Below are 15,836 nucleotides of genomic sequence, written 5' to 3'. Positions count from 1 at the left end.
AAGCGCGCGAGACGGCGCCGCACCCGGCCCATGCGCCGCACCCGAGCGACGCGGCGCCCCGACCGACACGGCGCCCCGACCGACGCGGCGCCCCGACCGACGCGGCACCCCGACCGATGCGGCACCCCCGACCGATGCGGCACCCCCGGCGGAGGCGGCCCGTCGGGCGAGCGGGACAGCCCCCGGCCGACGGGACGGCGCTCCGGCTACGCGGCGGGCAGGGGCCACGCCTCCGACGGCTCGCCGAGCCATACGCAGTGGTGGCCATCGGCCGTGACCGTCAGCCCGAAGTCATACAGTTCGGGCCGCCCGGCGCCCTCCCACCAGGCGAGGGCGTCGGCCGTCTCGTCGGCCAGGTCGCGCGGCCCCCACTGGTACACCGCACCGCCCGCCGCGTACGCCCACGAGTCCCGGCTGCACCACCAGTGCCCGCCGTCCTGTGGCCAGTGCGCCACGTCCGCCATCCGCAGTCCCACCGCGAACTCGGCGTGCGGGTCGGCGAGCGCCGCGACGTCCAGCTCGGCTTTGCGCTCTCGGCTCGCCTCCCACGTCTCCGTGGAGAAGACCGCGTCGATGCGCGGGCGCGCCCGCTGGCCCCGCACCGCCATGAAGGTCACCGCGCCCGCGAACCGGCCCTCGGCGCAGCCGTCCGAGACGGTCAGCCGCGCGAGTCCGTGGGAGCAGAACGCGGTCCGGAAGGGAGCGAGGATCAAGCCGCCGGGCCGCACCTGCTCCACCCACGCCCACGGGATCGATGTCACCGAGGCCGTCGCCACCAGCCGGTCGTACGGCGCGCCGCTCCGCCAGCCCTGCTCGCCGTCCGCCTCCAGGACCGTCACTCCGCCGTACCCGGCGCGGCGCAGCGCGGTCCGTGCGCCGCCCGCCACCTCCGGGTCGATCTCCAGCGTGGTCACCCGCTCGGCACCCGCCCGCTCGGCCATCAGCGCCGCGTTGTACCCGGTGCCCGCCCCGATCTCCAGCACCCGGTGCCCCGGCCGCAGGTCCAGTGCGGCCAGCATGCCGACGACGGCGGTCGGCGCCGAGATGGAGCTGGTGGGCACATCGCCCCCGGCGGGGGCCGGGGCACCGTCGTCCACCTGGGTGGTGATGGCTCGTGCGGGGTCGTACACCATGCGGGCCCACTGGTCCGGGTCGTCCGCTCGGCGGAGCGGCCGGTACATGCCGCCGTCCACCACCCATACGGTGCCGGGGACGAACGCGTGCCGGGGGACGGCCTCGAACGCGCGCCGTATCCACGGCTCGGTGGTATCGAGCGCTTCGGCCGCCCGCGCGTGGAGAGTTTCCAGGTCGGTCACGTGCGGTGCGTCCCGCCGCCCGGCCCGGAGACGTCCGGGCGCTGTCCGTGCGTATGCCATGGGTTCCATGGATTCCGTGGAACCCATGGGCTCGGCCGCTTCGGCTGCGGGTCCGGCGGTGGCGGCTGTCCGTGCGCTCCCATGTCGGCCTCCCTCAAGGTCGTCGGTCGAGCGCCAGTGTGGGCGTCGCCCAGCGGCGCCCGGTAGAGCGCGTACGCCGCCCGCCGGGGGGCGTACGCGGCCGTCGCGCGCCGGGTGCGCTGGGTCATCGGCGGGTAGCCGGGTCATCGGCGGGCGGCGGAAACGTCTGATCACCGTCTGATCACCGGGGAGGGCGCCCCCGCCCCGAACCGAGCCGTGTGACCGGTTCAGCCCACTCGGATGGCCCGTTCCGTACCTCGCTGAGAGGATTGAGCAGATTTGCCGCACCGGGAAGAACAAGGAGAGCCGGTCATGTCCAAACGACTGCATGTGGGCAACTTGAGCTACCAGACGACGACACAGGACCTGGCGACCCTGTTCGGGCAGTTCGGCGAGGTGCTGGACGCCACCGTGATCACCGACCGGGAGAGCGGCCGTTCGCGGGGGTTCGGGTTCGTGGAGATGGACGAGGCGGCGGCGGAGAAGGCGATGGCCCAGCTCGACGGTTCGCAGCTGAACGGCCGGGCGGTGACCGTCACCGAGGCCAGGGCGGTCTCCCGGGACACGCGCTGAGAAACCGCCCGTGTACGGAGGGCAAAGACGGAACGTGCGGTTCGCCACGTATCGCCGCTAGGGCTTGCGGGTGGCGCGGTGTGCCGTGGTGATATGGATCGATGCGATCCCCCACACGCATATCTCCAGCCCAGCCCTCACCTCCGCACAGCGGTTCACCCGGCGTTCACTACCGCAACCCCTATGAGGAGCTAGCCGAGCTGGCCGATCCGGAGGATCCGGACGACCCGCTGGGCATCGGGCTGAAGCCGGAGGACGACGACGCGGACCTCGGCGGGCGCAGGGGCAAGCCCGCCGGCTCCGGGTCCGTGGACGACGGCGAACCGTGGTCACCGCCCAACCACCGCCGTGCGTCCCGGCGCCGGCGCGGTCGCCTCAAGGCGGTGCCGCGCCTCGCGAAGGCGCTCATCGGGCTGGTCGTGCTGGGGCTGCTGCTGGTGCTGGGCGACCGCTGGGCGGTGATGTACGCCGAGCGCAAGGCCGAGGAGCAGTTGCAGAAGAAGCTGGATCTGGCCACGGCGCCGAGGGTGACCATCCACGGCTTCCCGTTCCTCACCCAGGTGCTCGGCAAGCACTTGCAACAGGTCGACATCGCCGTTCCGGACGTGGCGGCCGACCGGGTCTCGCTCGCCGAAGTGCGCGCCCAGGCCCAGGACATCCGGATCGTGGGGGATCTGCCCAGCTCCTTCAAGGGGGCCGTGGTGGGCCGGATGAAGGGCGATGTGCTGCTGTCCTTCGAGGACCTCAACCGCGAACTGGGCGCCTCCCAGGTGCGGTTCCGGGCGCTGGGCCCCAGCTCGGTGCGGGCGGACGGGAAGCTCCCGGTCGCCAACAAGGAGGTGTCGCTGCACGCCAAGGCGCATATCCGGCGCCAGGGCGACCGGGGGATCTCCACCAGCGTCACCGATATGCGGCTGGACATCCCCGAGATCGCCACGTACCGGCCCGGCCCCGGGCCGCGCGCCGGACTGTTCCTGCACAAGAAGGCGGCGGAGCGGATCAGCGAGGACTCCGAGAAGGCGCGGACGCTGCTGTCGGTCCCGTCCGTGGCGGAGAAGCTCGGGCTGGCGCCCGAGGAGGCGGGACAGACGCGGAACGACGACCGGCAGCTGGACCGGATCACGGGGTCGCCGCGTTTCGTCCCCGCGCTGCTCGGGGTCAACCTCGTCCAGGCGGTCAACGACCATCCCCAGCTGGCCCGGAAGCTCGGCATCGACCCGACGGTGGCCGCCGCCCTGGCGCGGCTGAAGGTGCCGGAGCTGACGGACAAGCTACAGCTGTCCTTTCAGCTGCCCGAGAAGGCCAAGGGCATCCGGCTGGCGAACATCGGCGTCTCCCCGGAAGGAATCCGCGCCGATCTGACGGGCGCCGAGCTGAATTTCGGAAAGACCCGCTAGGGAATTTACGCGCACAAGGGGCCGGTGGTATGCGCCACCGGCCCCTTTCTTCTGTCCGCGCCTGCGCGCCCGGGGTCGCCGACGCGCCCGTACATAAGCCGTTTCACGCAAGACGCAGCAGGTCACGGCGTGGTTCCACACCTTTGATGAGAATTCCGTCAGACCGTTCTTGGCAAACTCACAGCTTAATCCGACCTCGCTCACGGATAGCGCTCCTAATGTCTTCCATGTCGAAACCGAACGGCCCCGGTCGAGGGTCGAATGGCTTCGGCGAAGAAAAGAAACAGCGCATACCGAAAGGCAGAACCATGAGCTTCCACAAGATCGTCCCGGTCAAGCCCGCCCGCAAGTCCGAGCCGAAGAAGAAGCACCACGCCCCGAAGCCGGCCCCGAAGAAGGCGGCGAAGAAGCCCCGGCGTCGCCCCATCGGTGGCTGACCCACACACCGTGAGGCGGGTCCGCGGCATCGCGCCGCGGGCCCGCCTCGGCCATGTCCGGAGCAGAGCGGGAGAGACCGACCGTGACCTCGTACCAAGACCAGCCCACGATGCAGCTGCGCGCGATCGGGTCCGCCCCCGTCGGCAGGCACCGGCGCCCCGGGCGGCCACGCCCTTACGGGCGGCACCGGCCGAAGCCCGCGCGGCTGCCGGAGGAGTACGGGTACGTCCCCGTGGCGGACGCGCACGGCGAGTTCGGCGGCGACGGCGGCACGCGCGGCGACGGCGGCACAAGCGGTGACGGCGGTCGCACGAGCGGTGACGGCGGCAAGGGCTGTGACGGCGGCACGAGCGGCAACAGCGGCAAGGTCGGCGAGACGGGCAACAGCGGCGCGACCGGCGAGGGGCGCGAACGGACGGCTCCGCGGCTCACCGCACGGCAGGCGTTCCGCCGGTTCTGGCCGCTCACCCAGGGCGACCGGCACCGGCTGGTGCTGATCTGCGTCTGTGTCATCGCGGCGGCGCTCGCCGAGACCGCCGCCATCCTGCTCTTCTCCGATCTGACCGACAACGCCCTGCGGCGGGGCTCGCTCAGCGCCTTCTGGACCCCCGCCGCGCAGTGGCTCGCGGTCGCGGTGCTCGGCGCGGCCGTCGGCTACCTCGGCAACTCGCTCGCCGTATGGACCGCCGAGCGGTTCGTGCTGCGCCTGCGGGCCCGGGTCTTCGCGCATGTGCAGGAGCTGCCCCCGCACTTCTTCCAGCGCCACCGCCAGGGCGATCTGGTCGAACGCCTCACCGGGGACGTGGAGTCCATCGAGCAGATGGTGGTCTCCGGGGTGGTGAGCACCGTCTCCGCCGTCTTCAGCACCGTCCTCTTCTCGCTCGCCGCCCTCCGGCTGCGCTGGGACCTGGCGCTGGCCACCTTCGTCCTGGCGCCGCTCTTCTGGCTGGCCGCGCGGCGCTTCTCCGGGCGGATCACCTCGGTCGCCCGGGACGAGCGGGTCGCCGACGGCGCGATCACCTCCGTCGTCGAGGAGTCGCTCGGCAACATCGTGCTGACCCAGGCGTACAACCGTAAGGACGCCGAGGAGCGGCGGCTGGGCCGGGAGGCGGGTGCGTGGCTGCGGGCGTCGGTGGCCGGGGCCCGGATGAGCGAGCTGTACGAGCAGCTGGTCGAGGTCATCGAGACGCTGTGCGTACTCGCCGTGATCGGGCTCGGCGCCTGGGAGATCTCCCAGGACCGGATGACCATCGGGCAGCTGCTGGCCTTCGCCGCCTTCCTCGGCTACCTGTACCCGCCGATCCGCAACCTCGGACAGCTCGGTCTCACCCTTACCGCCGCCACCGCGGGCGCCGAGCGGCTGGTGGAGATCCTCGACGCCGAGCCCGCCGTGAGCGATCCGCCCCCGGGGGCGGCGGTCGCGCCGTGGCGGGTGCACGGCACGGTGGAGTTCGACCGGGTCGGCTTCCGCTATCCCGGCGGCGACCGGCGCACCCTGGCCGGTGTCTCGTTCACCGCCCGGCCGGGTGAGTTCGTGCTGATCACCGGGGCGAGCGGGGCGGGCAAGTCCACCGTCTCCAAGCTGCTGACGCGCTTCTACGACCCGGTGGAGGGGCAGGTGCGGCTCGACGGCGTACCGCTGCCCGCGATGCCGCTGGACTTCCTGCGGGAGCACGTGACGCTGCTGCCGCAGGAGACGCTGATCCTGCACGACACCATCCGGGAGAACATCGCCTGCGGGCGCCCCGGCGCCGCCGAGCACGAGATCGTCCGGGCGGCGCGGGACGCCGCCGCCCACGACTTCATCGCGGCCCTGCCCGAGGGCTACGACACCCGGATCGACCCGCACACCGCACGGCTGTCCGGCGGGCAGCTCCAGCGCATCGCCATCGCCCGCGCGATGCTGCGCGACGCGCCCGTCCTCGTCCTGGACGAGCCCACCACCGGACTGGACGCGCTGGCCGCGCGGCGGGTCGTCCGGCCGCTGCGGCGGCTGATGTCCGGCCGCACCACGATCATGATCACCCACGATCTGAACCTGGCGCCGGACGCGGACCGCGTGCTGGTGCTGGACCACGGGCGGGTCGTGGAGACGGGCACGCACCGCGACCTGCTGGCGCTGGGCGGTGCGTACGCGCGGCTGCACGGCTCCCAGAACGGCTCCTCCCAGGCGGACACCGGCCCGCGGCCGACGCTCCGGCTCGGACCGCTGTGACGGGGCCACTGGCCGTACACGTACGGAAGCGGGGTGCGGGTGCGGGCCCGCACCCGGGCCCGCACCCGCTCCCGGGCGCCTCGCTGCCCGGTCCCCCGCCACCGGGCCCGGAGCCGGAGTTCAGCCGAGGACGGCCCCGGGCTGAGCCGAGATCGAGCCGGACTCGGCCAGGCCGAATCAGTCAGGTCGAATCGCGGGCCCGGTCGAATCGGACTCGGCCAGGCCGCATCCCGGACACGGCCGAACCGGACTCAGTCAGGCCGGTCCCAGGCCCGGCCGAACCGGGCTCAGACAGGTCGATCCTGGGCCCGGTCGAACCGGACTCAGTCGAGGTCGGTCCCGGGCGTGGGCGGAGGCGTGGGCGGGGGCGTGGGCGCGCCCGGGAGCCTGAGCCAGGCGACCGTACCGCCGCCCGGGGCCGGTTCCAGCCCCACCTGGCCGCCCGACTGCTGGACCGTACGGGCGACGATCGACAGCCCGAGGCCCGAACCGGGCATGCTGCGGGCGGACGGCGAGCGCCAGAAGCGCTCGAAGACATGCGGCAGTTCCTCGGCGGGGATGCCGGGGCCATGGTCCCGCACCCTCATCTCTCCGCTTCTGAGGACGACGTCGATCACACCACCCGATGGGCTGAACTTCACGGCGTTGTCGAGCAGATTGACCAGCGCCCGCTCCAGGGCGTCCGCGTCGCCGCGGACGTACCAGGGCTCGATCGAGGCGTTGAGGGTGAGATGCGTACCGCGCAGCCGCGCCCGCTCCAGGGCCGTCCGGGCCACCTCGTGCAGGGCGACCACCTGCGGTGGCCCACTGCCGGGAAGGGCGTCGGGGCGGGACAGCTCCTGCAGATCGCCGATCAGCGCGGCCAGCTCGGTCATCTGCGCCTTGACGCTCCCCATGAGCGCCTTACGGTCGGCGGGCGGCAGCGGGCGGCCGGTCTCCTCGCTGCGGGCGAGCAGTTCGATATTGGTCCGGAGCGAGGTGAGCGGCGTACGCAGCTCATGCCCGGCGTCCGCGATCAGCTGCTGCTGGCGGTCGCGGGAGGAGGCGAGGGCGGCCGTCATCGAGTTGAACGACCGGGACAGCCGGGCGATCTCGTCATCGCCCTCCGCGGGGATGCGGACGGCCAGGTCCTCGGTGCGGGCCACGTGCTCGACCGCCTCGGTCAGCCGGTCCACGGGTTTGAGCCCGGTCCTGGCGATCCACAGGCCCGCCACGCCCGCGCCGACGACACCGACCCCGGCGACGACGGAGAGGACGAGCGCGAGCGTGCCCAGCGGACGCTCGACCTCGCTCAGCGGGCGGGCCATGGAGACGGCGACCCCGCCCGGCAGCGGACTGCCGGGGCCGCCCGTGGGCCGGTAGGTGTACACCCGCATGCCCTGGCCGTTCGCGGCCGTCGCGTCGTGCAGCGCGTTCGGCCGGCGGCCGAGGGCCACAGCCAGGTCGGAGGTGGTCACCGGCAGCTGCGCCGCCCCGGGCTGGCGGCAGCGGCTCCCGTCGGCCAGCACGATCTGCACGGAGTACGAGCCGAGGGCGCGCGGGGTGTGGCCGTCGGCGCCGCGCGGACTCTGGCACGCCTCCAGGATGCTGAGCACATTGCGCTCGTCGACCTTGACGTTGCGCAGGGAGGAGTCGAGTTGGGCGCTGAGCTGCTCCCGGACGATCAGCCAGCACGCGAACGCGGACACCGCCACCGCCACCGCCACCGCCACCGCCGTCAGCAGGGCCAGCCGCGAGCGCAACGGCAGTCTGCGGAACCTCACGAAAGATCGCCCTCCGCGGATCGCAGGACGTACCCCACCCCGCGCACGGTGTGCACCAGCCGCGGCTCGCCGCCCGCCTCGGTCTTGCGGCGCAGATACATCACGTACACGTCCAGCGAGTTGGACGACGGCTCGAAGTCGAAGCCCCACACCGCCTTGAGGATCTGCTCACGGGTGAGCACCTGGCGGGGGTGCGCCAGGAACATCTCCAGCAGGGTGAACTCGGTGCGGGTCAGCTCGACGCGGCGGGCGCCCCGGGTGACCTCGCGGGTGATCAGGTCCATCCGCAGATCGCCGAAGGCCATCACATCGCCTTCGGGGAGCGCCTGGCCCTGTCGCGTCGCGTAGGAGCTGCGGCGCAGCAGGGCGCGGATGCGGGCCAGCAGCTCGTCCAGTTCGAAGGGTTTGACCAGGTAGTCGTCCGCGCCCGCGTCGAGCCCGGTGACCCGGTCGCCGACCGTGTCCCGCGCCGTGAGCATCAGGATCGGCAGCGTCGCTCCGGTGGCGCGCAGCCGCCGCGCCGCGGTCAGCCCGTCCATCCGGGGCATCAGCACGTCCAGCACGATCAGTTCGGGGTCGTAGGAGCCGACCTTGTCCAGCGCGTCCAGGCCGTCCACGGCGGTCTCGGTCGCGTAGCCCTCGAAGACGAGGCTGCGCCGCAGGGCCTCCCGGACGGCCGGCTCGTCGTCGACGATCAGGATGCGGGCGGCGGGCTGGTCGCCCAGGTCGACGGAGCTCATGGGTCGGTTTCCTCGGTTTCCTCAACGATGACGGTGGGCGGGACATGGCCGCGCTGCCGAGGGAGCCGCTCTGCCGCTCGTGCCACTGCTGTGCCGCTGTCGTGCCACTGCTGTGCCGCTCATGCCACTGCTGTACCGCTCGTGCCATGCCACTGCTGTGCCGCTTCGCCGCCGCCCCTGCCGCGCTGCTGCCAGCCTCGCACGCCGGTCAGACGTTGCCGTCGCTGCCGCCCGCGCGCAGGGAGGCGAGGTCGGACTTGACGGTGTTGATCGGGATCGCGAAGCCGAGGCCGATGCTGCCCGCGCTGCTGGAGCTCTGCTCCGAGGCCGAGGAGTACATCGCGGAGTTGATGCCGACGATCTGGCCGCTCATGTTGATCAGCGCACCGCCGGAGTTGCCGGGGTTGAGCGAGGCGTCGGTCTGGATGGCCTTGTAGGTGGTGGTCGACGAGCCGACGTCGCCGTTGTACTGGCCGCCGCCGAACTCGAAGGGCCACTGACGGCCGCCGCCCGGCCCCTGGCCGCCCTGGCCCTGGCTCTCGTCCGTGGAGACGGTGACATCACGGTTGAGCGCGGAGACGATGCCGCTGGTGACGGTGCCGGTGAGGCCCTCCGGCGAGCCGATGGCCACGACCTGGTCGCCCACCGTGACCTTGCTGGAGTCGCCGAGTACGGCGGGCTTGAGCCCGCTCGCGCCCCGCACCTTGATCAGCGCGAGGTCCTTCTTGCTGTCGGTGCCGACGACCGTGGCGGTCTTCTTGCTGCCGTCGCTGAAGGTCACCTGGATCGAGTCGGCGCCGGAGACGACGTGGTTGTTGGTGATGATCTCGCCACCGCTGGTGATGATCACACCGGAGCCGGTGGACTGACCGCTGGTGCCGCTGGCGCCGACCTCCACGATGCTGGGGCTGACGGCCGCCGCGACGGCCGAGACCCCGCTGCTGCTGGTGGACTTGGCGTTGACCACGGGCGTGGAGATCGCGGTGTCGGACTTCTGGGTGGCGTTGGTGACCAGCGCGGCCGCCCCGCCGCCCACGAGCGCCGAGACCGCCGCCACGGCCGCGATCAGCGCGACCGGCCGTGGCATCCGCGCCCGGCGCCGCCGCCCGCCGTCGTACGCCCCCTCGGCCGCCGACGCGCCCCCGTCCTCCCCGGCCCCGCCCCCGCCACTGCCACCGCCCGGCCACACGGTGACCCCGGACGGCGTGGTCACCGGCTGCTGAGGCTGGTACGCGGGTGGCGCGGGATACCCCGCGCCACCGCCGTACGGGAAGGGATAGGGCTCGTCTGCGCCGCTGCGGCGTGTGCTGTCCGTCATGGATATGACTGTGCGGCCGGATTATGAGAGTCAGCTGAGTGCCCGCTGAGAAGCCCGCCAGAAGTCGGTATGCCCGACATAAAGGCGCCCCCGGCGTGCAGGCGCTCCGCCTGCCCCGACTGGCCCGCCTGCCCCGACTGACCCGGCTAACCCGGCTGCCCCGATCGCCCCGACCGCACCGACCGCACCGACCGCACCGACCGCACCGACCGCACCGACCGCACCGACCGCACCGACCGCACCGACGCAAAAGCGCTCCGGCCTCGCCAGGGTATGCCCGGCACAAGGAGGCGCCCCGGCCCGGCCGATGGGCTCATCTCCGACAAGCCCGCCGCGCTCGGGTTCGACCGGACGGTGTGCGGGGCGGGAGTCTGCCACCGCCGGGGCGCGGGTGTCGCTATGGCGTTCCGCCGACGTCCGTGACCATGCGGACGAGGGTGTCGACGAGTTCGTCGGGGGTGGCGCGCAGGGCGTCTGTGCCGAGGTGGCCGCTGAGTTCCATGTCCGCGATGCCGTGGGCGCTGGTGAGCAGCAGGGCGCCGTAGTGCCGTGCGTTCCGCTCCCCGACGAGGTCGGCGACGACGGCCAGGAACTCGTCCTGGAAGCGTGCGGCCGCGCGGACCCGGTCCGCGGCCGGGTCGCCCGCCGGTCCGCAGAGCTGACGCCGGACGCGATCGAGACCTTCGCCGAGGTCTTCGGGGCGGTGCCCGTGGCGCCTGAACAACATCTGGTACAGGTGCGGCTGGTCCCGGCCGACGCCGATCAGCGTGCGGAGAGCGCCGCGCAGCTTGTCGGAAGCCGACCGGGCCGGATCGGTCCGCAGGGCGCGGACCTGGTCCGCGATCCGTTCCCAGCTCTCGGTCGCGACGGCGGTCAGCAGGCTGTCCTTGCCCGTGAAGTGCCGGTACGGCGCTCCCCGCGTCACGCCGGCCCGCGCGCCCACCTCGCGCAGGGTGACGGCTTCGGGGCCGCCGAGGTCGAGGAGGTCGGCGGCCGCGTCGAGCAGCGCGCGACGGGTGAGAGCGGCGGACTCCGCGCGAGTGACCATGGGCCCATCATACGGTTGACAGTGTCATCTGTACTGATAGCGTAACCAAGATGACAACGTCATCTGAGACCCGGAAGCTGGTCGTCGTCACCGGAGCTTCCACGGGCATGGGCGCGTCCGCCGCCCGCGAACTGGCTCGTCAGGGCTTCCACGTCCTGGCCGGTGTGCGACGCGACCGTGACGCCGACGCCATCCGGTCGACCGGTATCGAGCCGGTCATCCTCGACATCACCAAGTCCGAGCAGGTGGAGGCACTCGCCGCGCGGGTCGCCGACGACCCGCGCGCACTGCACGCGCTCGTCAACAACGCCGGCATCCAGGTGAACGCCCCGGTCGAAGCCCTGCCGATGGCGGAGTGGCGGCGGGTGTTCGAGGTCAACCTGTTCGGCCACATCGCCGTCACTCAGGCACTCCTGCCCGCGCTGCTGCGCGGCAAGGGCCGTGTGATCAACATCAGCTCCATCGGCGGCAAGTTCGCCATGGCCACGTACGGCGCCTACGCCGGAACGAAGTTCGCCTTGGAGGCGGTCAGCGACTCGCTCCGCCGGGAGGTCGGACCGCTGGGCGTCCAGGTGGTCGTGGTCGAACCCGGCGGCATCCGCACGGAGATGGCCGCCCGCGGGATCGCCACGGCGAACCAGCTGGCCGCCCAGATGACGCCGGCCCAGAAGGAGCGCTACGGCAGCCTGGTCCAGGCGAACAACAAGCTGATGGCCTCGGGCACCGCGTCAGGGCTGACCGCCGACGCCGCCGCCCGGGTCATCGCGAAGGCCGTGACGGCCCGCAGACCGCGCACCCGCTACACCGCCGGCCGAGACGCCGCCCTGATCATGCGCCTGGGCCGGATGCTGTCCGACCGCACCCTCGACCGCGTCCTCGCCGCGAACCTGCGCCGCCACGACCCGAAGGGAGCCGTCGGCCGACGAGCACCCCACGAACGGCTCCGCCCCCTGTGGTGCGGCCACCGATGACCTCACCGTCGGCCTCACGACTCCCCTCCGGCCCGGGGCGGGACTCCCGCAGCGTGGCCGTGTGCAGCTCGTAGCCGGAAAGCGCGCATGCCGCAGCCAGTTGGGCGGCGTCGGGGCGCGGGCACTGGCTACTCCACCGCGCTCGCCCGCGAACGCCTCGGCTTCGCCGACATCACCAGGATCGAGGTCGCCCCCACCGACTGGAGCAGGCGGCGAGCCTCCCCGGCGTCGCACCACGGCCCCACCACACGAGCGCGGCCCGGCGAGCGGGCCACAACGGGTGTCACCCCCGGTTTCCGCGGTGCAGCCGCGAGCCCCTCTCGCCACGCGTGGGCGCGGCCCACAGCGCCGCGCCTCGCCGTAAGGCGGGCGCCCCACCACAAGACCAGCGCCCCACCGCAAGGGGCTCGCCTCACCACAAGGGGATCGGCTCGCCGTAAGGCAGGCGCCTCACCACGAGGGGACCGCCCCACCGCAAGGGGACCGCCCCACCGCAAGGCGGGCGCCTCACCGCAAGACCAGCGCCCCACCGCAAGGGAGCCCGCCCCACCGCAAGGCCGCGCCCCACCGCAAGGCCGCGCCTCGCCGCAATGGACCCGCCTCGCCGAGGAGACCGCGCCGGTCCGCAGGGCCACCGCCGCCGGACGGCAAGGCGGCCGGGGCCGTCGGGGCCGTCGGGGCCCCCAGGGCCCCGACCCGCGCAGAAGAGCAGAAGCGCAGAAGCTATGCGCAGCCGCAGGAGCGGCGGACCACCAGCGCCGAGGGGAACTGCTTGACCCGTTCGCGGCGGGAACCGGCCAGGCGGACGCCGTCCTCCAGCACCAGATCGACCGCGGCCCGCGCCATCGCGGGGCGGTCGGAGCCGACCGTGGTCAGCGGGGGGTCGGTGAGGTGGGCTTCCTTCACGTCGTCGAAACCGGCCACCGCCAGCTCCCCCGGTACCTCGATCCGCAGCTCACGCGCCGCCCGCAGCACCCCGAACGCCTGGTCGTCGGTGGCGCAGAAGATGGCCGGGGGCCGGTCGGGTCCGGACAGCAGTTCCAGGGCGACCTTGTAGGCGTCATACCGGTTGTACGGGGCCTGGAAGAGCCGCCCCTCGGTCGTCCGCCCCGCCTCGTGCATCGCGCGGCGCCAGCCCTCGACGTGGTCGGTGACGGGGTCGCCGACGGTCGGGGTTATCTCGGTGCCGCCGAGGCAGGCCACGTACTCATGGCCGTGCTCCAGCAGATGCCGCACCGCCAGCTGCGCGCCCCCGGTGTCGTCCAGCACCACCGCCACGTCGTCGATCGCCTCGGGGCGCTCGTGCAGCAGCACCACCCGGGCGTCCCACGCCTCGATCTCGGCCGCCGCGTTCTCACTCATGCCCTGGCTGATGAGGATCAGCCCGGACACCCGCATCCCCAGGAAGGCGCGCAGATAGTGCACTTCGCGCTCGTCGAGGTAGTCGGAGTTGCCGACCAGCACCATCTTTCCGCGCTCGGCGGCCGCCTGCTCGACGGCGTGTGCCATCTCCGCGAAGAACGGCTGGCGGGCATCCGGAACGATCAGCCCTATGAGATCCGTCCGGCGGCTCGCCATCGCCTGCGCCACCCGGTCCGGCCGATAGCCGAGCTCCTTGATCGCGGCGAGCACCCGCTCGCGCGTGGCCGGGGCGACCGGCCGGGGTCCGTTATTGATGACATAACTGACGACCGCGGTCGAAGTCCCCGCAAGTCGTGCCACGTCATCCCGCGTCACCTTGGCCACGCGCGAAGTCTACGCGGGTCCAGCTAGGTGTTGGCCGGTCGTGCGGCAGCGGCCTTCGCCGCGGAGCCCGCCGCCCCGTCGGGGTGTTCGCCCCGCACCTCGTCACCGGCCCCGGCGTCGCGCGCCGCCGCCTTGGCGCGGGCCTCCTCGGCGGCGCGCTCGACCTTCTCCGGCGCAACGAAGCGGTAGCCCACGTTCCGCACCGTGCCGATCAGGGATTCGTGTTCCGGGCCGAGTTTCGCGCGCAGCCGCCGGACGTGGACGTCCACGGTGCGGGTGCCGCCGAAGTAGTCGTAGCCCCAGACCTCCTGCAACAGCTGCGCCCGGGTGAAGACCCGGCCGGGGTGCTGGGCGAGGTACTTCAACAGCTCGAACTCCTTGAATGTGAGATCGAGCACACGGCCCTTGAGCTTGGCGCTGTACGTGGCCTCGTCGACCGACAGATCGCCGTTGCGGATCTCCATCGGGCTGTCGTCGGTGGTGATCTGCTGGCGGCCCATGGCCAGCCGCAGCCGGGCCTCGACCTCCGCCGGGCCCGCGGTGTCCAGCAGAACGTCGTCGATGCCCCAGTCGGCGGTGACGGCGGCGAGCCCGCCCTCGGTCACCACCAGGATCAGCGGGCAGCCGGGGCCGGTGGACCGCAGCAGCTGGCACAGGTTGCGCACCTGGGGCAGATCGCGGCGGCCGTCGATCAGGATGACATCGGCGCCCGGGGTGTCCACGAGGGCCGGACCTTCGGCGGGAGCCACCCGCACACTGTGGAGCAGCAGACCGAGGGCGGGAAGCACCTCCGTCGAGGGCTGGAGTGCGTTGGTCAGCAGGAGGAGGGCACTCATCGTCCATCACCCGCCCCGGCCATGATCTCGATGTCGTGCACGCTTCGCTCGCCCATTACGTCGGTTCCTCCTCGGTCCCTTGCGAGAGGGGCACCTCCCAGGCAGTGCCCGGGGGAGTCTGCGGCCACTTCTTCCTACGGTTACGCTCCGCGCCCTTGGAGCGACGGTGCGCTCAAACGCGCACCACGCCCCTGAAAGCACAAAAGGACCCGGGGGCAACGTTGCCCGGATCCTCTTCACAGCAGAATAACCCACATGACATGTGCTGGAGGGACCGAATCCGCTCCCCGTTGTCCTCCCGCGACCGTCACGCGGGAGCGGCGGACCACTCTGCTGACCGATGACGGAGTCCCGATCGAGGCGCGGTACGAGCCTTCCCCGACCCCCGGCGCCGAACCCTCCGGCACGCTCGCGCTGGTACTCGGGCACGGGTTCACCGGCTCCCTGGAACGGCCCGCGCTGCGGCGGGTGGCCTCGGCGTTCCGCCAGCGTACGGCCGTGATCACGTTCTCCTTCCGGGGCCACGGGCGGTCCGGCGGACGGTCCACGGTCGGGGATCGGGAGGTGCTGGACCTGGCCGCCGCGGTGGCTTGGGCACGTCGGCTCGGGCACCGGCGGGTCGCCACGGTCGGCTTCTCGATGGGCGGCTCGGTGGTGATCCGGCAGGCGGCCCTGTACGGGACGGGCCACGGGGCGAACGAAGAAATCCGGCCGATGCAAGACGTACACCACGGGGGGCGCACAGGGCGCTCGCAACGGTGCACGGCCCCCGCGCCCGGGGACGCGCCCGACACCGCGTCCGGCCCAGCGCTCGATGCCGCGTCCGGCCAAGCGTCCAACACGGCATCCGACACCACACCCGGCGGTCCCCCGCCCGTCCCCGCGCCCGGCCCCGCACCCGACGCCGCGCCCGATGCCGTGATCGCGGTGAGCGCACCCGCCCGCTGGTACTACCGGGGCACCGCGCCCATGCGGCGGGTGCACTGGGCGGTCACCCGGCCGGCGGGTCGGCTGGTCTCCCGCTACGGGCTACGCACCCGGATCGACCCCCGGGGCTGGGGCGTCGATCCGCTGCCCCCGGTGGCCGCGGCGCCGCTGATCGCGCCGACGCCGCTGCTGATCGTGCACGGCGACCGGGACCCGTACTTCCCGCTGGACCATCCGCGGATGCTGGCATCGGCGGCGGACCCGTCCAGCACCGAGCTGTGGATCGAACCGGGCTTCGGCCACGCGGAGACCGCCGCCTCCCCCGCCCTGCTGACCCGCATCGCCGACTGGGCCGCGGCCCACACCTGAGCGGCCGCACCGCGCGCACGCAGGTGCGCGCGACCACA

The 15,836-nt window shown here is 72.8% G+C and carries 13 protein-coding genes; 6 read left to right on the top strand and 7 right to left on the bottom strand.

Translation table 11 applies throughout. The annotated features are described in order from the left end of the window. Positions 1 to 206: 206 nt before the first annotated feature. Positions 207 to 1,316 (bottom strand): methyltransferase domain-containing protein, encoded by a 1,110-nt coding sequence (locus AXW62_RS19610; RefSeq protein WP_063817617.1) that lies wholly within the window; start codon positions 1,314 to 1,316, stop codon positions 207 to 209. A gap of 453 nt (positions 1,317 to 1,769) precedes the next feature. Here AXW62_RS19610 and AXW62_RS19605 point away from each other — a divergent pair, with 453 nt between their 5' ends. The 4 genes from AXW62_RS19605 to AXW62_RS19595 all read left to right on the top strand — a co-directional run bounded on the left by AXW62_RS19605 (position 1,770) and on the right by AXW62_RS19595 (position 6,080). Continuing rightward, positions 1,770 to 2,030 (top strand): RNA recognition motif domain-containing protein, encoded by a 261-nt coding sequence (locus tag AXW62_RS19605; protein ID WP_060945671.1) that lies wholly within the window; start codon positions 1,770 to 1,772, stop codon positions 2,028 to 2,030. Between the two features lie 101 nt (positions 2,031 to 2,131). Beyond that, positions 2,132 to 3,427, top strand: coding sequence for an LmeA family phospholipid-binding protein (locus tag AXW62_RS19600; protein ID WP_060945670.1), 1,296 nt, complete (start codon positions 2,132 to 2,134; stop codon positions 3,425 to 3,427). 308 nt (positions 3,428 to 3,735) lie between these two features. Continuing rightward, the gene (locus tag AXW62_RS46685) at positions 3,736 to 3,864 is read left to right on the top strand and encodes a hypothetical protein (RefSeq protein ID WP_280142988.1); all 129 of its coding nucleotides are present in this window, start codon (positions 3,736 to 3,738) and stop codon (positions 3,862 to 3,864) included. Positions 3,865 to 3,974: 110 nt separating this feature from the next. After that, complete coding sequence (locus AXW62_RS19595) at positions 3,975 to 6,080, top strand: ABC transporter ATP-binding protein (RefSeq protein WP_060945672.1); 2,106 nt, start codon at positions 3,975 to 3,977, stop codon at positions 6,078 to 6,080. A gap of 323 nt (positions 6,081 to 6,403) precedes the next feature. On the opposite strand, the gene AXW62_RS19590 is transcribed toward AXW62_RS19595, so the two are convergent. The 4 genes from AXW62_RS19590 to AXW62_RS19575 form a co-directional block, all read right to left on the bottom strand. Then, on the bottom strand, positions 6,404 to 7,843 hold the full coding sequence (locus tag AXW62_RS19590; RefSeq protein ID WP_060945669.1) for a sensor histidine kinase: 1,440 nt from the start codon (positions 7,841 to 7,843) through the stop codon (positions 6,404 to 6,406). Then, on the bottom strand, positions 7,840 to 8,583 hold the full coding sequence (locus tag AXW62_RS19585; protein WP_060945668.1) for a response regulator transcription factor: 744 nt from the start codon (positions 8,581 to 8,583) through the stop codon (positions 7,840 to 7,842). Before AXW62_RS19585 ends, AXW62_RS19590 begins: the two co-directional genes overlap by 4 nt. Positions 8,584 to 8,791: 208 nt before the next feature. Then, positions 8,792 to 9,901 carry a S1C family serine protease gene (locus tag AXW62_RS19580; RefSeq protein WP_060945667.1) on the bottom strand — a complete coding sequence of 370 codons (1,110 nt, stop codon included), beginning with the start codon at positions 9,899 to 9,901 and terminating at the stop codon, positions 8,792 to 8,794. A gap of 397 nt (positions 9,902 to 10,298) precedes the next feature. Next, positions 10,299 to 10,949 (bottom strand): TetR/AcrR family transcriptional regulator, encoded by a 651-nt coding sequence (locus tag AXW62_RS19575; RefSeq protein ID WP_060945666.1) that lies wholly within the window; start codon positions 10,947 to 10,949, stop codon positions 10,299 to 10,301. 50 nt (positions 10,950 to 10,999) lie between these two features. On the opposite strand from AXW62_RS19575, the gene AXW62_RS19570 reads away from it, so the two are divergent. After that, positions 11,000 to 11,920: an SDR family oxidoreductase gene (locus tag AXW62_RS19570; protein ID WP_060945665.1), complete on the top strand. Its 921-nt coding sequence runs from the start codon at positions 11,000 to 11,002 to the stop codon at positions 11,918 to 11,920. Positions 11,921 to 12,643: 723 nt separating this feature from the next. On the opposite strand, the gene AXW62_RS19565 is transcribed toward AXW62_RS19570, so the two are convergent. Next, positions 12,644 to 13,666, bottom strand: a complete 1,023-nt coding sequence (locus AXW62_RS19565) for a LacI family DNA-binding transcriptional regulator (protein ID WP_030837980.1) — start codon at positions 13,664 to 13,666, stop codon at positions 12,644 to 12,646. Between the two features lie 23 nt (positions 13,667 to 13,689). Beyond that, on the bottom strand, positions 13,690 to 14,502 hold the full coding sequence (locus AXW62_RS19560; RefSeq protein ID WP_030837978.1) for a response regulator transcription factor: 813 nt from the start codon (positions 14,500 to 14,502) through the stop codon (positions 13,690 to 13,692). A gap of 255 nt (positions 14,503 to 14,757) precedes the next feature. Between AXW62_RS19560 and AXW62_RS19555 the strand changes: the two genes are divergently transcribed. Next, positions 14,758 to 15,798: an alpha/beta hydrolase gene (locus AXW62_RS19555; RefSeq protein ID WP_060945664.1), complete on the top strand. Its 1,041-nt coding sequence runs from the start codon at positions 14,758 to 14,760 to the stop codon at positions 15,796 to 15,798. Positions 15,799 to 15,836: the final 38 nt, after the last annotated feature.

This window comes from Streptomyces hygroscopicus subsp. hygroscopicus (assembly GCF_001553455.1).
GTDB classification, from domain to species: Bacteria; Actinomycetota; Actinomycetes; order Streptomycetales; family Streptomycetaceae; genus Streptomyces; species Streptomyces hygroscopicus.
The sequence above is the reverse complement of the archived record's forward strand: the minus strand, read 5'-3'. Positions and strand labels throughout refer to the sequence as shown.

Excerpts from the sequence above, each read along its gene's own strand:
- AXW62_RS19605 (WP_060945671.1), top strand. The coding sequence starts at position 1,770 with ATGTCCAAACGACTGCATGTGGGCAACTTGAGCTACCAGACGACGACA.
- AXW62_RS19600 (WP_060945670.1), top strand. The coding sequence starts at position 2,132 with ATGCGATCCCCCACACGCATATCTCCAGCCCAGCCCTCACCTCCGCAC.
- AXW62_RS46685 (WP_280142988.1), top strand. The coding sequence starts at position 3,736 with ATGAGCTTCCACAAGATCGTCCCGGTCAAGCCCGCCCGCAAGTCCGAG.
- AXW62_RS19595 (WP_060945672.1), top strand. The coding sequence starts at position 3,975 with ATGCAGCTGCGCGCGATCGGGTCCGCCCCCGTCGGCAGGCACCGGCGC.
- AXW62_RS19585 (WP_060945668.1), bottom strand. The coding sequence starts at position 8,583 with ATGAGCTCCGTCGACCTGGGCGACCAGCCCGCCGCCCGCATCCTGATC.
- AXW62_RS19580 (WP_060945667.1), bottom strand. The coding sequence starts at position 9,901 with ATGACGGACAGCACACGCCGCAGCGGCGCAGACGAGCCCTATCCCTTC.
- AXW62_RS19575 (WP_060945666.1), bottom strand. The coding sequence starts at position 10,949 with ATGGTCACTCGCGCGGAGTCCGCCGCTCTCACCCGTCGCGCGCTGCTC.
- AXW62_RS19570 (WP_060945665.1), top strand. The coding sequence starts at position 11,000 with ATGACAACGTCATCTGAGACCCGGAAGCTGGTCGTCGTCACCGGAGCT.
- AXW62_RS19560 (WP_030837978.1), bottom strand. The coding sequence starts at position 14,502 with ATGAGTGCCCTCCTCCTGCTGACCAACGCACTCCAGCCCTCGACGGAG.
- AXW62_RS19555 (WP_060945664.1), top strand. The coding sequence starts at position 14,758 with ATGACATGTGCTGGAGGGACCGAATCCGCTCCCCGTTGTCCTCCCGCG.